Annotated in this window: 25 protein-coding genes; 4 read left to right on the top strand and 21 right to left on the bottom strand. The window is 69.5% G+C overall.

Annotation, left to right across the window (positions count from 1 at the left end; all coding sequences use genetic code 11):
* Positions 1-796: 796 nt before the first annotated feature.
* The 21 genes from ACFV4G_RS39730 to ACFV4G_RS39630 form a co-directional block, all read right to left on the bottom strand.
* Complete coding sequence (locus ACFV4G_RS39730; RefSeq protein WP_380447832.1) at positions 797-1,141, bottom strand: hypothetical protein; 345 nt, start codon at positions 1,139-1,141, stop codon at positions 797-799.
* Positions 1,142-1,143: 2 nt separating this feature from the next.
* The gene (locus tag ACFV4G_RS39725) at positions 1,144-1,299 is read right to left on the bottom strand and encodes a hypothetical protein (RefSeq protein WP_380447830.1); all 156 of its coding nucleotides are present in this window, start codon (positions 1,297-1,299) and stop codon (positions 1,144-1,146) included.
* Between the two features lie 92 nt (positions 1,300-1,391).
* On the bottom strand, positions 1,392-2,102 hold the full coding sequence (locus tag ACFV4G_RS39720; RefSeq protein WP_380447828.1) for a peptidoglycan-binding protein: 711 nt from the start codon (positions 2,100-2,102) through the stop codon (positions 1,392-1,394).
* A 136-nt stretch (positions 2,103-2,238) separates the two neighbouring features.
* Positions 2,239-2,979 carry a hypothetical protein gene (locus ACFV4G_RS39715; protein WP_380447826.1) on the bottom strand — a complete coding sequence of 247 codons (741 nt, stop codon included), beginning with the start codon at positions 2,977-2,979 and terminating at the stop codon, positions 2,239-2,241.
* Positions 2,980-3,120: 141 nt separating this feature from the next.
* Positions 3,121-3,432 carry a hypothetical protein gene (locus ACFV4G_RS39710; protein WP_380447824.1) on the bottom strand — a complete coding sequence of 104 codons (312 nt, stop codon included), beginning with the start codon at positions 3,430-3,432 and terminating at the stop codon, positions 3,121-3,123.
* Between the two features lie 86 nt (positions 3,433-3,518).
* On the bottom strand, positions 3,519-3,899 hold the full coding sequence (locus ACFV4G_RS39705) for a hypothetical protein (RefSeq protein WP_380447823.1): 381 nt from the start codon (positions 3,897-3,899) through the stop codon (positions 3,519-3,521).
* Positions 3,896-4,816: a hypothetical protein gene (locus ACFV4G_RS39700; protein WP_380447821.1), complete on the bottom strand. Its 921-nt coding sequence runs from the start codon at positions 4,814-4,816 to the stop codon at positions 3,896-3,898. Before ACFV4G_RS39700 ends, ACFV4G_RS39705 begins: the two co-directional genes overlap by 4 nt.
* On the bottom strand, positions 4,813-5,091 hold the full coding sequence (locus ACFV4G_RS39695; protein ID WP_380447819.1) for a hypothetical protein: 279 nt from the start codon (positions 5,089-5,091) through the stop codon (positions 4,813-4,815). The genes ACFV4G_RS39700 and ACFV4G_RS39695 overlap by 4 nt, the downstream gene beginning before the upstream one ends.
* Positions 5,092-5,112: 21 nt before the next feature.
* A complete protein-coding gene (locus tag ACFV4G_RS39690) occupies positions 5,113-5,976 on the bottom strand; it encodes a LysM peptidoglycan-binding domain-containing protein (protein WP_380447818.1) in 864 nt (287 codons plus the stop codon).
* Entirely contained in the window at positions 5,973-6,686 is a 714-nt protein-coding gene (locus ACFV4G_RS39685) for a hypothetical protein (protein WP_380447816.1), read from the bottom strand. The genes ACFV4G_RS39690 and ACFV4G_RS39685 overlap by 4 nt, the downstream gene beginning before the upstream one ends.
* Positions 6,687-6,690: 4 nt before the next feature.
* Positions 6,691-6,840 (bottom strand): hypothetical protein, encoded by a 150-nt coding sequence (locus tag ACFV4G_RS39680; RefSeq protein ID WP_380447814.1) that lies wholly within the window; start codon positions 6,838-6,840, stop codon positions 6,691-6,693.
* 19 nt (positions 6,841-6,859) lie between these two features.
* Complete coding sequence (locus ACFV4G_RS39675) at positions 6,860-7,180, bottom strand: hypothetical protein (RefSeq protein ID WP_380447812.1); 321 nt, start codon at positions 7,178-7,180, stop codon at positions 6,860-6,862.
* Complete coding sequence (locus ACFV4G_RS39670) at positions 7,177-7,809, bottom strand: C40 family peptidase (protein ID WP_380447810.1); 633 nt, start codon at positions 7,807-7,809, stop codon at positions 7,177-7,179. The genes ACFV4G_RS39675 and ACFV4G_RS39670 overlap by 4 nt, the downstream gene beginning before the upstream one ends.
* Before the next feature lie 13 nt (positions 7,810-7,822).
* Positions 7,823-8,224 carry a hypothetical protein gene (locus ACFV4G_RS39665; protein WP_380447808.1) on the bottom strand — a complete coding sequence of 134 codons (402 nt, stop codon included), beginning with the start codon at positions 8,222-8,224 and terminating at the stop codon, positions 7,823-7,825.
* A 168-nt stretch (positions 8,225-8,392) separates the two neighbouring features.
* Positions 8,393-8,515, bottom strand: coding sequence for a hypothetical protein (locus ACFV4G_RS39660; RefSeq protein ID WP_380447806.1), 123 nt, complete (start codon positions 8,513-8,515; stop codon positions 8,393-8,395).
* Between the two features lie 5 nt (positions 8,516-8,520).
* Positions 8,521-9,645 carry a hypothetical protein gene (locus ACFV4G_RS39655; protein ID WP_380447804.1) on the bottom strand — a complete coding sequence of 375 codons (1,125 nt, stop codon included), beginning with the start codon at positions 9,643-9,645 and terminating at the stop codon, positions 8,521-8,523.
* Positions 9,646-9,676: 31 nt separating this feature from the next.
* Positions 9,677-9,811: a hypothetical protein gene (locus ACFV4G_RS39650; protein ID WP_380447802.1), complete on the bottom strand. Its 135-nt coding sequence runs from the start codon at positions 9,809-9,811 to the stop codon at positions 9,677-9,679.
* Between the two features lie 3 nt (positions 9,812-9,814).
* A complete protein-coding gene (locus tag ACFV4G_RS39645) occupies positions 9,815-10,438 on the bottom strand; it encodes a hypothetical protein (RefSeq protein ID WP_380447800.1) in 624 nt (207 codons plus the stop codon).
* A 64-nt stretch (positions 10,439-10,502) separates the two neighbouring features.
* Positions 10,503-10,964: a hypothetical protein gene (locus ACFV4G_RS39640; RefSeq protein ID WP_380447798.1), complete on the bottom strand. Its 462-nt coding sequence runs from the start codon at positions 10,962-10,964 to the stop codon at positions 10,503-10,505.
* Complete coding sequence (locus ACFV4G_RS39635; protein ID WP_380447796.1) at positions 10,961-11,455, bottom strand: hypothetical protein; 495 nt, start codon at positions 11,453-11,455, stop codon at positions 10,961-10,963. Before ACFV4G_RS39635 ends, ACFV4G_RS39640 begins: the two co-directional genes overlap by 4 nt.
* 125 nt (positions 11,456-11,580) lie before the next feature.
* A complete protein-coding gene (locus ACFV4G_RS39630; protein ID WP_380447795.1) occupies positions 11,581-12,279 on the bottom strand; it encodes a hypothetical protein in 699 nt (232 codons plus the stop codon).
* A 239-nt stretch (positions 12,280-12,518) separates the two neighbouring features.
* On the opposite strand from ACFV4G_RS39630, the gene ACFV4G_RS39625 reads away from it, so the two are divergent.
* The 4 genes from ACFV4G_RS39625 to ACFV4G_RS39610 all read left to right on the top strand — a co-directional run bounded on the left by ACFV4G_RS39625 (position 12,519) and on the right by ACFV4G_RS39610 (position 16,318).
* Positions 12,519-12,983 carry a hypothetical protein gene (locus ACFV4G_RS39625; RefSeq protein ID WP_380447793.1) on the top strand — a complete coding sequence of 155 codons (465 nt, stop codon included), beginning with the start codon at positions 12,519-12,521 and terminating at the stop codon, positions 12,981-12,983.
* A 114-nt stretch (positions 12,984-13,097) separates the two neighbouring features.
* A complete protein-coding gene (locus ACFV4G_RS39620; protein ID WP_380447791.1) occupies positions 13,098-15,137 on the top strand; it encodes a hypothetical protein in 2,040 nt (679 codons plus the stop codon).
* Positions 15,134-15,877 carry a hypothetical protein gene (locus ACFV4G_RS39615; protein WP_380447789.1) on the top strand — a complete coding sequence of 248 codons (744 nt, stop codon included), beginning with the start codon at positions 15,134-15,136 and terminating at the stop codon, positions 15,875-15,877. Before ACFV4G_RS39620 ends, ACFV4G_RS39615 begins: the two co-directional genes overlap by 4 nt.
* Before the next feature lie 243 nt (positions 15,878-16,120).
* Entirely contained in the window at positions 16,121-16,318 is a 198-nt protein-coding gene (locus tag ACFV4G_RS39610) for a hypothetical protein (RefSeq protein ID WP_380447787.1), read from the top strand.
* Positions 16,319-17,070: the final 752 nt, after the last annotated feature.

Below are 17,070 nucleotides of genomic sequence, written 5' to 3'. Positions count from 1 at the left end.
ATACAGAGCCTACGGCTCGCAGTCACGCGGCCTGGCGGCCGCTGGCGGCTGGCGCCGCCGGGGGCGGGTGGTTGGTTGCTGCGTCACGCCTACGGCGTGCCGGCCGGACGCCGAGCCCGCGCCCCTTGACGTACGGGGGGATTACGGGTGAGTCCGCAGGTGCGCACCACCCGTTGCACTCGGGGGAGCACTTGCACACGTCGGCTTCGCCTCCTCACTGCCACCGGCGGGGGAGTTCCACCGCCGGTTACCACGATACCCCGGGTGCCCGGGGAACTGCTGCTGACGCCACGTGAGCGCCTGGCGGCGTTCCTCCGGAAGGGAGTCCGCCCCGAACCAGTATGCCCACTCCACATCGTCCATGCACGGCCCCTTCCAGCCATTCGGGTGCCGCGGCCCCCGGGAGCGAGAGGAGAATCACGCACGCCCGAGGACCGCGGCTAGGGGGGTCTCTGCCCAGGAACTTGCCGAACCCGGCTTCAACCAGGAACAGCGTAGCGCGAGTTGGGCATGAGAAAGCCCCCCATCACCCGATTGGGTGATGGGGGGCTTTCGGCGGGGCTTCCTCTCCTCCTTCCCGCCTGCCGGGGCTCGCGGCCGGACTGCGTCCGGCTCACCTCCTTACGTCCGCCCGGTGGAGTTGGGCGGGCACCCCCGGCCCGTTCTTAGTCCCCGGGCGGCCGGTAGGCCGGGGGGTCACTGGGCGTCACGGCCGGCGGTTCGGAGCGTAGCCACGCGGCGATCGCGTCGGCTTTCTCGCGGAGCCACCAGAACGCCATCCAGATGGTGGTGGGCGTCACTGGCGCTTCGCCTCCACCTTCGCGATGTACTCCCACCGGATCGTCTCGTAGTGGCCGGAGTGGTCCGTGCGGAAGTTCACGCCGTTGCTGTCGAACGACACCGTGTTCGCCGGGGCCTCGCTGGTGAACAGGTGGGCGGTGCCCACCTTGTAGTGGCTGATGACCACCTTGGCGTCCTTGCTCCCCGTGCCGGCCACCATCGCGGGAACGACGGCGGTCCGGCGGGGGAGCGGGTGCACGGGGGCCGGGGCACTGAGCGAGTCGATCGCGTTGGCGAGCGCGGCGAACTGGGCGAGCTCGGAGAGGGAGAAGCCGATCGGGGAGGAAGCGAGCGGAGCCATGGTCAGTCCTTGTCGGTGGAGGTGGAGAGGAGCAGGGCGGCGGCGAGCACCAGGCCGAGCACGACGCCTACGGCGACGCCTGCTGCTGCTGCGGTTGTGGCCGTGCCAGGGCGGCTCAGTACGGCCCGGATGCGGCGGGCCACCAGAAAACCGCGCACGCGGGCAACTAGTGCTGCACCGCCGCCAGTTGGTACCTCCCGCGTCGGCTGCGCGATGGCGTCAGCCCGAGGCCGCCGACGCGGGAGGAGCTTCACGAGAAGAGCCTTCGCCACGTCTCGGGGCCCGGGTAGCCGTCGCTGTCGCCGCCCGGGTCATCGCCGGTCCAGCCCTGCGCGTGCTGGAAGTCCTGCACGTTGAGCCTGTCGGCTTCGCTGAACGTGGGGCCGGGGCCCACCTGGTAGTGGGAGCCGTAGCCCTTGGCCACCAGGGCTTCGCCCATCTCGGTCACGTAGTCGCCGTACGCGCCGATGTAGAACGCGCCCGCACCGGGGAACGGCGGCGGCCCGTCGTTGCTCGCCGAGTACGGCGGCCGGATGTACCCGACGACGATCGACGTCGGGTGCGTGACGCGCTGGCACCGGTTGCCCCAGTTGCCGTCGATGCTCACGCCGTTGCCCTCGTACAGGGCCACGTGGTTGACGAACCCCGCGGCGCCGCCGGGCACCTTGTAGAAGACGATGTCGCCCGGGGTGAGCCCGTTCGGGCCGTCGTGCCAGAGGCCGGCCGACTTGCCCGCCATGGCGGCGGAGGGGGTCCACGCCCACTCCTTCGTGAGCTGCTGTCGCAGGTCCACGCCGTTGCGGTTGAACTCGTCCCAGACGGCCATGGCGCACCACGGGCCGTCGCCGATGCCGTAGTCGTCGGTGATGAAGTTGTGGTTGCTGCCGTCCGGGTACTCGGCGGTACCGAGGAAGGAGCGGGCGGTGTTGAGCACCTGGTCTGCGGTGCAGGGCCAAGTCATGTGGTGTGATCCTCCCAGATCTCAAGGCACGGTTCACCGGCGGCAACCGGCGGTCCGTGCTCCCAGAACCGACATTGCCAGTCGGTGAGTTGAATGCAAGCCGTGCACTTTGAGCGACGGCCGGCGGAGCGCAGAGTTACGCGACGGTGTCCCACGACGCCGAGCCGATGGCGCACCAACCGGCCACGCCGGAGGCGTTGTTGATGTCCACGGTGCCGTTCTCGTAGACGAAGAGGTTGGCGTTCGTGTTGTTGTCGGTGGCGAGCTTGAAGATCTGTCGCGTCACCGGGTAGTAGGCCGCGCTCGGCAGGTAGAAGACGTGGCCGCCGGAGGCACCCGCGGTGGCCTTGAACAGCCCCCGAAGCATGACCGTGCCGTCCGGCATGCGCATGCACTGGACGTTCTGCCACGGGGACCCGTAGTCGGCCCACCCGGTGGCGTACGAGACGGGCTGCCACGTCTCGGTGCTGCCGTACGGCGAGCCCATCCGGAGCGGCTTCGAGGTGAGCGCACCGGACCCGCTCACGGCGAGCTGCGCCGAGCCGCCGCCGACCGGCGCGGCCGACAGGATCACCTGATTCGTGGTGCCGGTGATGCTGCCGTCCGAGCCGTCAAGCACGTCGGTGCGGCCCACGCTGAGGGTGAACGCTCCGGCCGCCGTGGTGCTGGTGGGCTGGCCGGTGCCGTCGACGTAGGCGCCGGTGAACGACAGGCTCGGCGAGCTGGGCGACTTCGCGCCGGAGGGCACCACCTGCGGCGCGACGATCTCCAGCGTGCTGGACGTGACGCTGCCGGTGCCCATGAGCACGTCGGCCGTCATGCGGCCGGGGCGCTGCTCGAAGGTGTTGCCCGAGTAGTACAGGGTGCTGGGGCTCATGGTGCCGGTGCTGGAGGCCGGGGTGGGGTTGAGCACGATCCGGGCGCCGGTGGCGCCGGTCTGGACGGTGGAGCCGGACAGGGTGCCGGGGGTGATCGCGTCGGCCGGAAGGCTGTCGGTCGGGTCGGTGAAGGGGATGGTTCAGACCTCCGTGTACTCGATGCGCGCGAGCGCGCGCGTGGGGCCCACGTCCCACCGGATGGTGAGCGGGGTTGACTCGGGGATGAACAGGGGCGGGCTCTCGTTCGCGTAGTCGAGTTGGCCGCGCCGGGTGCCCATGACGAGTGCCTCCGGGACGGCCGAGCCGACGTAGACGTAGGCCCGAACTGACGCGGTGGCGCCGGGAGTTGAGACTGTGATCCGCTGGACGTAGCGGACGTGGCCGGACATGGCCGCGGTGAGGACGGCGGCGAGCTGCCCCGTGCCGTCGTTCTTGGCTTCGAGGGTGGCCACCTGCGGGCGGGCAAGGGGTTGGCCACTCTCGGCTACGGCCGGCGCAACCCACGGTGACGCGCCGAACTGGGCGTAGCCGTCAGCCATCAGTCGTCGCAGTGCTCGGCGAGGAAGGAGATGAACGCGCCGTTCACGTTGCTGCTCGCCCAGATCTCGCGCTCGGTGAACATGACCAGTTCCTCCCCGGCGAAGTTGGGGACACAGAAGCCGCTCGTCGGCGTGGCCATCTCGGGTTGCGGGCCCACCCACACAGAGCCGGGGCTCGTGCTGGTGCGGAGGCACAGCCGGGTGCGCTGCGGGTTGGCGCCGAGGATGCGCACCGGCGCGGCGCCCGCGACGATGGGCACCTGACCCACGGTGAAGGGGCCGAGCCTGCGTCGCTGCGGCTTGGTCTTGATCGGGCCCTTGGTGGTGATGTGCACGCCCACGGATTCCGCGGTGTGCTGCTGCTGGTGTTCCTCGTTCACTTGGCTGCTCCCTTCGCTGCGGTGGCGGCCTTCGCCGCCATGCCGGCCGTGGCCGTCGCCCCTTCGGCGGCGGCCGATGCGCCGCCGGTGGCGACGGCGGCGCCCGCCTCTCCGGCGGCCTTCGCCGTCGACTTGACGGCCTTCACTCCCTTGTCCGCCACGCGGACGGTTCCGCGTGCGGCACTGGCCACGACGCCGCCGGTGTTGCTGGCGGCGAGCATCTTCAAGCCGACGATGATGGCGACGCCGCCGCCGACGACTTCCACCACCCGGAGCCAGTTGCGGGGGTTGGCGATCCACGCGGCCCCGTGGATCGCGAGCACCACCAGGGAGGCGAGCGCCTTCAACAGGGCGATCGGAGCGCCGATCGCCTTGGCGACGTCGCCACTGGTGGAGCCATCGGAGGTGCCGCCGAACATCTGGCCGAGGAACTTCTCCACGCCGCCAATCAGGGCGTCGCTGCCGGGGATGCCGCCGATGGTGCCGAGCAGCGTCCCGGCGAGATCGGCGTTCACGACGGCGCCGCCGGTGATGTTGTCGGCCGGGGTGGCGGGGGCGGTGGCGTCGGTCTTGCCCACCTGGGCGACGGCGAGCCGGGCCCGTCCCATCTGGGCGGCGTACATCCCGTTGGTGTATGCCTCCCACGGGCGCCAGCCGTGCGCGTCACGCCAAAGGGCGTACGCTGCACCGGCGTTGGCGTCGGCGTTCTGCATCGCGGCGGTGGTCCACGACGGGTGCTCCTTCACGTGGACGGGGACGTTGATCTGCCAAAGGCCCACGCAGCCAATCGAGTTGACCACGGTCACGTCCCCGGAGGACTCGGCGAGCGCGACGGCAACGGCCGTCACCAGGTCTTCGCCGCGCCAACCGGCGCGATAACCGACGTTGGCGATCTGGGCGGCGGTGTAGGTGGTCACGTCCCCGGGACCGCCTTCCGGGCCCGGCGGTACATGATCGCGTACACCGCCGCCATCCCCCCCGCGATGACCACCACCTCACCCGAGCCGCTCACGATGGCGGCGGCGCCGACTATGCCGGCCGCCGTCCACATGGCGTGCGTCTCGGCGGACGCCATGGCCACGTTGTCCATCTCGCCTCGGACGGTGGCGAGCGGCGGCAGCGCGGCCCCGTACACGGACGGGACCAGCGCCGCCACCGCGACGGCGAGCGCGAGCCGATCGTTCGGCTTCAACTCGCTTGACTCCTTTCGGGGTTAGTCGTGTCCGCCGGAGAACACGCGTCCCCGGCGGGGGATGAGCCAGGTACTCCCGGCGTAGGTGAGGTTGGGGCCGCGGCTGCGGATGGTGGCCTGGCTGTCGCCCGACCGGATGCCGTCGATCAGGTTGTAGTCGTAGACCTGGTAGCCGGTCATGCCGTACCGGGCGGCGATCGAGCCGAGGTTCTCCCCGTGCTGCACGGTGACCCAGATCGGGTCTGTCCAGTCCATCCACTTCTGGTGCTCGCTGCGGTTGTCCTGCGGCTGCGGGTCCGGCGCCGGGGGCGGCGGCGGAGGCGGCGGCGGGGGCTGCACGATCACCGGGGGCGGCGGGGGCGGGGGCGGCTGCTGCGGCTGCGGCTGCGGCTGCGGGTCCGGGGGCTTGTCGACGGCCACCGGCGGCGGCGGGGAGATCGGCGGCGGCCCGATGCGCAAGATAGCCTCGTTGACGATCGCGCGCTGAATCGTGGTGAGCTGCTGCCCCTGGAGGTAGGCGCCCACCGCGGCGTCCACGACGGTGGGCTCGTACCCGAGCCCGGTAAGGATCTGCACCGCCCGTCGCTGCCACTGCTCGTTCGTGGTGATCGCCGTCGTCGTCGGGGTGTCGACGGCGCCGCCGCTCACGCCCTGGCCGACGCCGTTGGACTTCCCGTAGTTCCAGTCATCAACTCCGGCCGCTGCTCCGGACGTTGTGGTCCCGGGGTCCGCCGCCGCCTTCGAGCGGGAGCGCATCATGTACGCGAGCACCAGGCCGCCGCCGATCGCGAGAATCCAGACGCCCATGGGGAGGGGTCCGACCTTCTTCCCGAAGCCGCCCTTCAAGTCCGGTGCGCCGCCGGTGTCGTCGGGTTCGTCGGTCACAGGCGCCACCTCCGAGCCTGGAACGGCTGGACGTCGCTGCCGACCACCGCGGACTGGTCCCACGGGGTGGGGACCATGCGGACGGTGTTGCGGTGGATCTGGTCCGACTCCATGACGGTCACGCCGTCGACACCGCCGGGCGCCGGGACGGCGCCGGGGGTGGGGATGGTCTGCCGGATCGGGTTGCCCGCGAGCGGCGACGGCATCGGCAGCTTGCTGACCTCCGGCGGGTGGTGCGCGGCCCACTGGTCGAAGGGGCGGTCGAACAGCCACCGGTTCATGCCGGCCGGTCGGGCGTAGTCGGCCGACGTCGAACCGGCCTTGTTGACGGTCAGCCCGGAGACGCCGGGGATCGACACCGAGCCGTGCGGCTCGGAGCGGATCTGAGTCGGGCTCGACTCCACCCGGGGAAGGGCGACGGGGTAACCGGCCGGGGTGAGCGCGTCGTACTGGCGGCGCCGGTCCGGCTCGCCGTGCGACTGGTGCTCGGCGACGGTGTCGAGTCCGCCGTCGCCGTGCGCCGGGGCCCGGTTGTCCGGCGCCACCATCTGACCGGACAGCCGCCACACCCACCGGCCGAGCGGGGATTCGTCCGCCGGGAACTCCCCGGCCGAGACGTGGTCCCGGTCGACGGGGGCCGCGGCGTCCGCGCGGTGGAGCTGCGGCTCCACCGCATCGCCCAGTTGGGCAAAGGACGGCTTTAGGGGCATGGGATCACTTACCCATCGCGGCCCGGAGCGAGCCGGAGAATGCATCCCCGACCGCGCGGATAATGCTTGCGCTGGTGGGGTTCGAGACTATGACGGTCACCATGGCGACGGTCACGATCGCGGACGCCACGGAGAGCGCCTTATCGAGGTTCAAATGCGGTTGCCTTCCTTTCTCAGTTCACAGGGCGGGGGCGTTTCTGGCGGTAGACGTTCGCGCCGTAATTCGGTGTCATCGCGTCGCTGATTGCCTGCCAGGCGGGTCCGCCGTAGACGACGGCGGACGACAGCAGCACCAGTCCGGCGAGCGGCCCGGCGATCTGTGGCGTGCTGGTGGCGAGGGTGGCGAGCGCCAGACCTGCGAAGGTGAAGCCGATCCACGTCCGGGCCGGGGGCATCTCGCTCGCCGCCGCCGCCTTCACCAGGACCAGCGCGCCGGAAATTCCGAGGCTGGTGATGATCAGTGAATTTGCACGGTCGGTGGTCCATGCGCTCATGCGGTTGCCAATCTCTGGAAACGGCCGTAGGTGACCGGTCCGGGGCGCACGTTGGCTATCGGCTCGTACCGCACGACGGTCCCCGTGTGAGGGGCGTGAATCATCTGTCCGCCGCCGGAGACAATCCCGCAGTGATATGCCGGGTAGCCGAAGAAGACGGCGTCACCGGGAACGGCTTCGGATTCGGAAATCCGGGACGCGGCACTCTGCTGTGCGGCAGCCACACGGGGAATGGAAATCCCAGCCTTCGCGTAGGCGTACTGGGTAAGGCCGGAGCAGTCGAAGCCGCCGGAGGACGGCCCGCTGCTACCGCCGCCGCCATAGACGTACGGGGTGCCGAGCATGGAGCGCGCTGCGTTCAGCGCGGCCGAGGAATTCCCGCCGCCGCCGGTGCTGGTGGGGATCGCCGAGCCGCCAGAACTTACACCGGAATTCGGGCCGTCCCCGCTGGACAAAATCAGCGCGGCCGTCTCCGCGCCGGACAAGCTCGTCTTCGTCTTCGTGGTGGCGGGCTCGCCCTTGAGCACGCGGCCGATCTCGCCGAGCAGCCCGCCCGCGGGGTCCTGAATGCCCACCCACACCATCGACACCCCGGCGCCCAGGACCAGGATGGTGAAGGGCAAGTTCATGCCCGCCACGTCGTCAGCCAGTGGTGGGGGGCGCCGCCGGAGCGGCCGGGGCCGGTTCCGCGGCCGGGGCCGGGACGGCCGGCGTGTACGGCGGGCGGCCGGGGACGATCGGCGCGGCGCCGTTACTCACAGGCGTGCCGGCCGTTGCACTCTGTGAGCCGAGCGCGTCCGCCACCGCGGACTGGATGCGCGCGGTGAGCACGCCGTTCGTCTGGTGGGTGATCACGCTGAGTGCCTGGTCTTGGGCGTCCGAGCGCTGGTTGAGCTGGGACACGGTGTAGACCGCACCAAGGACGGGGGTCACCAGGGCGACGTAGTTGGCGGTGTCGGCGTGCTGGAGATTCAGCACGACGTACCCAGCGACGATGACGATGAACAGCGCGAGCTGGGTGACCTTGCCGGTGATGACGTTCACTCAGGCCCCCTTGTGGCCGAGCTTGGTGGTGACCAGCGAGACGACGCGGGGGAGCACGAACATGCCGAGCGCGGCGCCGATCACGAGCGACTTGGTGTCGAGACCGAACATGATTTCCTTCTGTTCCGGCGGGGCCCGGGAATTTCCCCGGGCCCCGAATTTGTGGTGTCAGTCGCCGACGCGGACGGAAACGCCCCCGAAGCCCTTCCGCAGCGCGGAGAGAATCAGGACGGAACCGATCACGAGAAGTCCGGCGATCTTCGCGGAGTCGAGGTTGTTGACGAACTCCATGGGCGTCAGCTCACGAAGATTTCGGACGCCGCGGCGACGTCGTTCGTCATGACGGTGAGCGTTCCGGAACTGGTGAAGTTGCCGGTGATCTCGTATCGGGTGGACTGCGTGGTACCGAGGTACTGGTCACGCAGCTCGCCGCCGAGCTTGCCGTCGAAGTCGTGAATGTAGTCTTCGACGAACACGCCGTTGTCGAGGCCGGAAACGCCTTCCGCGGCACCGGAGTAACCGGTCTTGCGGAACATGTCGTGGCGCCAGAAATCCCGGCTGTAGGTCTTGAGCAGACGGGTATCCCAGTACAGGGAAACCGGGTCCGGGAAACCGGCCGCGCCGCCGGAGCGGGTACCCGATCCGTCGCGGAAGGTGAAGATCAGGTTGCGAATGAGCGAGCCCATTCGGGGGAGCCGGATCGTGTTGAAACCGGCGTTTACCGGCATGGTGGTCTTCGACCAGTAGGAAGTGGTTCCGATCGCCGGGGGCTGCTGCGCAGTGGCATTTCCCTTGAGATCGGTCTGCGGCGGCTGGCTCCACGCGTTGAGGTACGCGCGAATTCGAACGGCCGGGAGCGTGGTGGGCTGCGTGCCGTAGACGACGTTGCCCGGCGCGAGCGTGATGCGCAGCTTCCAGGTGGACGCGGCATTCGCGTTGGGGAGCGCACCCAAGCCCTCTCGGGCCGAGAATTCGACGGGCACGCGGAGCAGCATTCGGAAGTTTCCGCCGGTGGCGGAGACGGCCGAGAAGAGGGGCGAGGACTTCGGGTCGGAGCCGAATTCGTAGCCGCCGTACTTGTTGGCGAGGTACAGATCGTAGCCCGAGAAGGGGCCGACGACCGGGGCGCCGTTGACGTCGATGAGCGCGATTTCCGAGATCGCATTCCACGGGGAATCCTCGGTGGCGGTAACGCCCGTGCCGGCACCACCCGACGCCTGAATGTCGAGGATGATGTTCCGGAGGTAGCCGTACGCCGGGACGTCCCACGGGCCCATGGCCACGGACGTGGAACCCATCTGCTGGGTGACGTCGATCATCGGCTCGATGTGCGCGTGGGATGCCCTGGTGAAGGGCACGATGAGGGTGGGACGGCCCTTCTGGCCGGACGTCGACGCGGCCGGGGCCGCGGTGTCCTTCATGACGGTTGCGGGAATTTCAGTTCCCCCTTTCTCAGTAGATGAACGCCATGGCCTGGCCGACCTTGTTGTCGGACCAGTGGGCGGCGAGCGAGCGCCACATGAAGCCGAAGATCACGACGTAACACGCCGTTTGGACGAACTCCACGGGCGAGATGTGCACGTGCATTTCTCACCCCCTTCCGGGGAAAAACCGCATGACTTCGCCGTCACGGGTGTTGACGTAAAGCACTTCGTGCTTTTCCAGCGTCATGATGGTTTCTTGGATGAATTTGGAGGAGAGCCCTCCGAGACCGCCGATTCGCTTGAGATCCCGTTCGTCGTTGATTTTCCACGCGAAAAGGTGCGTTGCTTGCGAATAGGCGAAAAGCGGAACATGGAATGGTCTCTGAGTTCCGCCGACCAGGGAAAGGCCGATCGAACGCCCCTGCGTCCAATACGTCTCCAGCAATTTCGTGAGCCGGAGCATGTGGCACAGGTAGAAGAGTTCATCGGCGAAAACGGTCCACCCGCCTTGGGTGAACATCTCACGTAGAGCGCGGTCAATCTGCTGCTGCTGATTGGCCATGTCTTCCGGACGCCGGAAGAGTGGCCAGAGAACAACGCGCTGCGATTTCCGCCCAGCAAGAGGCGGCGGCGGCCACTCGCGAATGCGCCGGTACTTCTTCCCCCGGATGAGCTTGTCGAGGGAGGAGTCACGGGGCTTCGTTCCGAGCGCCACCACGAATTGACGCCGGTCAAGTAGCTGAGTGGCGAGCGTTGTTTTCCCGGACCCGGTGGGACCGACGAACGTCATGTGTTCGCCCTGGTGCCACCGGAACCGGTTCAGGAACTCCTGAAAGGTGACGCGCTCTACGCGTTCACGCGCCACCATCGGCGGCGGCCGGCGTGCCGAGCATGGACGCGATGTTCTTCGGGACGGCGCCGTGGTTGGCCAGAATTCCGACGAGGATCGGAAGGGCTGCGGCAATCACGCCGGACCACGCACCCGCGGTGAGCGCGCGTTCCAAGTTGGCCTTGACGGCGGGGTTTTCCTCGGCGAGCTTGGAAAGCGCGGCAGCGAGCGCCGGAACTCCTTCCAGAACCACCATGCCGTCCGCCGGAGAGGCGAGCGACACGAAGATGCCGAGAGAAGTCATGGAGGCGCCGAGCCGCTTTTCCAGCGCGGCGCCGGAAGGCTTCCGGGTGGTAGTGCGCTGGCGCGGGGCGGTGTCGGAAGGGTCCTTCCGCGGACGGCCGCGGCCACGCTTCGGGGGCGCCTCCGGTGCCTCCGGCGGGACGTCGATCGGCGGCATCTCCGGGAGATCGAGCGGCGTGCTCATCGGCGCCCCCGGGACCGGAACCACCAGTGGTCGGTGGTGGGCGGGACGTCCGGCTGCTCCGGCGCGCGCTCACTCTCGGCTACGGCCGGCGCGTCGCTGTGTGACGGCTCGGCGTCGTCGTCGCCCTGGTGCTCGTCGTCACCCTCGGTGGCGTCCTTGGCGTGCTCGGCGGCGGCGAGCGCGGTGTCCACCGCTTCGGCGGCGTCGTGCTGCGCGTCCTCGGTCCCGGCCGACTCGGCGGCGACGATGGCCGCGGCGGCGGCGTCGACGGCGGCGTCGGCGTGCGCCTGGGCGGCGTCGGCGTCGCCCTCGGCGGCGGCGTCGGCGGCGGCCTTGTTCTCGTCGGCAGCCACCTGGGCGGCGGCTTCGGCGCCAGCCTCGGCGGCCTTCGTCTCGTCCGGGGTAGTCGCCTCCGGGATCGGCTCGCCAGCCTCGGCCGCGGTGAGCAGGGACTCTAGGAATTTCCGCTGCTCTGCGGTAAGTTCGGTCATGCAAAAACCCCCGGCAGTGTGGTCAGTGGAGTTGGTAGCTCTCACTTACGACATTGCCAGGGGTTTTTTTAAATTCAATCCGTTGTATTTAACCGGATTGCTGCTAGGTTTTTGGGCCCGGGTTTTTACGCGACGCTGAGGATATTCCGCGCGTGGCGCTCGGTGCAGCCGATGGCAATGGCCATCTCCTCCGGCGTGGGTGTGCGCTCGCCGCGCGCGCGGGCGGCGGCCACCAGGGCGAGCCCGCGCTCCTTGAGCGTGGCCGTGGCCGGGAAGGCGGCGCCAGCACCGGCCGTCGTGGCGGCCGGGCGCGGCATCGGCACGACGACGCCCGGACGGCGGCGGGGGGCCCGCGGCTTCTTCACCTTGGGCGACGGCCGGCGGAGCACAGAGTGACGGCGCGTCGGGGTGCTGGTGGTGAACGGCTGCTGCTGCTCGGCGGCGGGGGCCGCGGGGGCCTGTCCCACCAGAAGCGAGATCAGGTGCACGACGTACGCGATGCCGAGCGCGGGCACGGCGCCCACCAGGACGGCGAGCGCCGCCATGATCCACGGGTCCCAGTTCTGCCCGGTGACCACGTACACGTGGTAGATGGCGTTCCCGGCGAAGCTGACGGCGGCGCACCACACGGCGCCGCGCTGCACCAGGTCCTTGTAGGTGCCGAGCGCGTAGAGCACGCCGGACGCGACGGCGATCACGTCGACGGTGCCGGGGAGCGCCTTCCTCGTGCGGCCACCCCATCCGGCCATGGCGGCGAGGTGCCACAACCCGTCGTAGGAGGCGTACAGGGCGGCGAAGGTGGCGACGGCGCCAGCGACGAACACGACGATCCGCGGAGCGTAGTGACCGAATCCGCGTGTCTGAACGGTGCGTTGCACGGTTATCCTCAGTGTGTAGGTCCGAGCGCGCGCTCCCCCGTGGAAGGGTTGGGAGCGCGCGCTTTTTGCTTGATCCGGACTGTAACCCGTTAGAGCGTCAGATCCCTGCATCCACTGGATTTCCCGAACCGTAGTCGCTACGGTTTGACGTGTCGGTGAACGCCGACGATCCAAGGGAGGATCACATGTCCGACGACATCGAGCTGCCGTCCGTGGCTCAGATCAAGCTGCTCAGCAGGCACGCCGACTACCCCGGGAACATGGCGCTCATCATGCGCCGCAACCCGATCCGGGAAGACCAGATCGTCAGTGCCGGCTACATCCCGGCCGGGTGGACCGTTCTGGTCACCGCCCACCAGGTCCGCGACATCATCCGGAACCACGTGGAGGAGGGGAACCTGACCGAACCCGTGTGGGTGTCGGTGCGGTCCGCGCCGGGTGTCTACCCGCCGGAGCCCGGACGGCAGCTCACCAGCCACGCCGCCCACCTGGTGGTGGTGGAGCTGTCCGCGCTCCAACTCGAAGCGCTCGCCGGGAAGCTGACGGCCGCCGAGCGCGAGCACTCGAAGCGGGCGGCGGTGTGGTTGAGCTCCGTCGCCGACGACGGCGAGCGCATGGCCGACATGTTCCGCCCGGTCGAAGGTGACTGACCAGCACGGCGGAGAGTGCGCGCGGTACCGCTTGGCGTACGCCGAGCGGTACCGCGCCGCACTTTCCCGCCGGGGACCAGGACGCCGAATCTGCATCTGCACCAAGGACACGAAATGACGAACCGCACCTACGCCGATGTTCTCGCCGCCCTCCGGGACGCGCGGGACGCGAAGGCGAAGCACGACAAGAAGTCCGACGAGCTGACGGCGAAGATCAAGAAGCTCGTGCAAGAGGCCGTGGCGCACCCGGAAGCGAAGATCGCGCCGATCGCCCGCGCCGCCGGGTTCAAGTCCGACTCGCAGGTGTCGCAGATCGCGCCCGCGCGCGCCACCCGGGCGGCCGTCGCCGCCGCCAAGCGCGCCGGGGTGATCGGCTCTACCACGGAGGCCGCCACCGAATCCGCCGAACCTCGGGGGGTTCTACCGAAGAAGACGCGCGGCGGCGTCGCGGCCAAGCTCGCCGCAGCAGTCGGCGTGCCCGGCGCCATCGAGCCGCCCGCGCCCCGCGAGCAACTCCAGATCGGCGCCCGGGTGCTGCCCGGGATCACCGGTGAAGACGTGGTGCGCGCAGAGTACGGCGTCGCGTCGGTGCGGAAGGTGAGCCCGCAGCGCGCCCGCATGGTGGCAGTGGCCTCCGAGGACGGGACCCTGTACTACAAGGGGAAGACGGTCCGGCTGTCGGTCGGCGCGGGACGGCCGGGTGACTGGCTGCTCGCGCTGCCGTCCGACGTCGAACGCGTCTACTTCACCGGCGCGCGCCCGTGGCACACCGACCGCGACACGACGGCGGTGGAGGACACCCGCGAGTGGCTGGCCGCGCCGCTGCCGGAGGGGTGGACGGCGGGCAACCACTTCCCGCACGCGAAGAACCCGTGCGCCCGCTTCACCAGCGGGCCGCGCACGGTGGAGCTGCGGCACGCGGGGGAGTGGACCGGCGGCGACTGCGACGCGTCGCCCGCCCATGTCTGGCACGCCTTCCGGCTGCTGCGCGAAGGGATCAAGTCGAGGTTCGAGGGGAAGCGCGGGAACACGGCAGCGGTGGAGCTGCTCGGCTCGCCGACGACGACGGGACAGGATCTCTGGTCCCGCACCATCCCGCACCGCACCGAGTACCCCGTCATGTCCGCCGAGCTGCGCGAGCTGCTGCTCACCACCAGCGGACAGGGGCGGTTCGAGTTGCTGTCAGCTACGGCCGGCACGCCGGAGAGTGACCGGTTGCCGGGCCTGTACTACTACGACGGGACGTTCGCGTATGCCGCGCTCGCGTGGGGGCTCGGCGCCGGTGTGCCGGAGCGCATCACCGGCCGCCAGTTCGCCGCGCTCGACACCACCGAGCGCGCCGCCGCCGTGCGCAGCCGGTCCCGGTGGCACGCCACGGTGACCGTGCCGCACGGCTGGAACCATGTGGGCATCCTGCCGTTGTCCGGCGAGCAGGGATGGGAGTACCCGCGCGAACCCGGACGCACCTTCACCACGTGGGCGGGGGGCCCGGAGCTGTGGCTCGCCATGGAGCACGGGTGGAAGGTGGAGGTGCGCGACGGAATCCGGTGGGCGGAGGGCAAGCCGCTGAACCTCTGGCGCGAGAAGCTGGCCGACTTGTGGACGGCCATGGGCTCGCTCGCGTCGGTCCATGCCGATCCGCAGTGGCGCGAAGTCGCCAAGCTGGCACAGAAGATGGTGCGCTCCATCGTGCTGCACACCATCGGCGGTTTCGCGTCGAAGGGGCAGGCGAGGAGCGGCATGGTGCCGATCGACTCCGAGCACTTGATCCCGCGCGGCTCGCGCGTCAGCCGCTCCGACGACGGCCGCTCGCTGCTCTGGGAGAACTCCGAGCGCGCCGCCGCGTCCGGCCAGTACGCCCACCCGGAGTGGGCTGTGGAGATCTGGTCCCGGCAGCGAGCCCGACTGCTGGCGGCGCCCGGCGGTACCGGGGTGCTCGCCGGGGTGCTCGCCGGTAGCCCCGTGCTCAAGCTGAACGAGGTGCTCGCCTTCCGCAACGACGCCATCTTCACCACCCGGGAACTCGGGTGGGACAACCCCGAGCAGCTCCCCGGCCGGTACCGACTCAAGGGCCGGATCTCCGGGGCCGTCGACCGCCCGGCCGACGTCGCCGAGCTGCTCGCGCTCCGGGACCACGCGGAGGCTTGGCTGTGACGGCGGCGGACGAAGCACGGGAGATCGTCGGCCAGTTGATCGGACGGGGCTTCACCCAGACCGACGTGGCCCGCGGCCTCGGGCTGACGGCGAAGGGGAGCGGCTCGTACATCACGCAGGTGCTCAAGGGGACGAAGCGCACGGGGAAGCTGACCGAGCTGCGGCAACTGCTCGCCGCGGCGTCGTCGGCTAAGGAGGTCCCGGCCGGCCGATCCCGCGCAGCCACGGTGCAGCGGCAGCAGATCCTCACCGGCGCGGCCGTGCAACGCACGCCGCGGCAGACGAAGGCGGGCACGACGGCCGCCGTCCGGAAGGCGACGGCGGAGGTAGGCCGCACCGGCTACCTCACGGTGACGTGCGCTCAGCAGTCGCTCAACGGGCCCTCCGGCGGGAAGCCGATCGCCGATGCGCTCGCGGCCTACGCCCAGTACAACGGGCGCGTTGCCTTCACGGTGGTGGGCCTGTTCGACAAGCGGCAGGGGGCGACGTTCGATGAGAAGTACTGGACGCCCTACTACGGCAAGCACAAGAGGAAGGCGGCGCGCAAGTCCGGCTCGGCGAACGTCCGGGAATGCACCCTCGGCAACCGGGGCCGGGGGTTCGCCGCAGCTGACTGGGCGGCGTACGTGGAGGCGGCCGGGACCTTCACGGCCGCGCTCCGGGAGTGGATGGGGGTAGCCGGATATGACGTCCCCACCAGGTTCATCCGGGTAGTCATGGACGGGTGGCTACCGGCATAAACGGTGTCAGACCAACGACGGCCCCGGATGGTTGCACTACCATCCGGGGCCGTTGTCTGTCTATCGACATTCCTTAAGGGAGCCCTACGGATCTCGACAAACTTTTAACATGTACCGCCCATTCCACTTATCGAACGTCGGTGTGAGGGGGTATGTTGAATGCGGGAGGATCACCCACAGTCCATCGGAGGATTGCGGGGAGCCACGACGTGTGCATATCAGGTGCACACAAAGGGGTGATGCATGTCACGTACCCGGGCCGGGGCCCACTACGCCAACAACCGCATGTTCACGGGGAATCCGGAGCGCGATGCCCGGTACCGGCGCGTCGATGACGCGTACCGCGCCGCCCTCGGCGTGACGGCCGGCGAGCCCCTTCCCCGCGCCCTCGGCAGCGTGCAGCACAACCGCGCCTTGCCGAGCCCCACGGCCGCCCTGTAGGCCGGGGAACAGCAGAGCCCCCCACCAGATGGCGGGGGGCTCTCTGCGGCCGATAAGGGGAATCTGGGAGGATCACACCACGTCGGCCGCTACGGACACGCTACCCGAGTAGATCGGGTGTCGGATACTCGGACTGATCTCCAATCAGGTAGAGTGCTCGCATCAAACAACTTCACAGCGTACGGTTCATGGACTCGGGATTGCCGTCCCACATGAGTCCAGGACTCCGCCCGGCTTGCTCCCGGGGGGCTTGGTAGCTCCACAAGAGATGTCTACTGCCAAGGTAACACGCACTGCTCCGCCGTGTCGTCCCGACGACATGACCGGCTGTGCCAGAGCGGCCCGTATCGGTAATCCCCAAGCTACTGGGGGCGAGTCCGGCGGGTGTTGCCGAGAGCCCGAAGGGGTGGAGGTGCCTACCGGGTTGAAGCCGGATTCCGTCCGTGCGCGCCGAGAGGTGAACCGTCGCACGAAGAGAACAGACGTGGAGTGTCGGCCCCCTTGGGGGTGGGGTGGCAGAAACGGGATTGGTGTGTCCGCAGGACACGCCACCCCGGGAGGGGGTAGGGTGGGGGCATGATGAAACGCCGAACCCCTGTCGAGGTGGCGCAGCCACCGTGACGACGGCCGCGGCCACGTCACAGCAAGTGGCGGCCGGCATGACGCTCAGTACGCACGGCGCGCCCGCCTCCGGCGGCGCCAGCCGACGAGCGCCGTCAGGCGCGAAGCTGAGCAGCGCAGCTGCTCTCCGT

The organism is Kitasatospora sp. NPDC059747 (genome assembly GCF_042732955.1).
GTDB lineage: Bacteria > Actinomycetota > Actinomycetes > Streptomycetales > Streptomycetaceae > Kitasatospora.
This window is presented reverse-complemented; position numbering and strand designations above follow the sequence as displayed.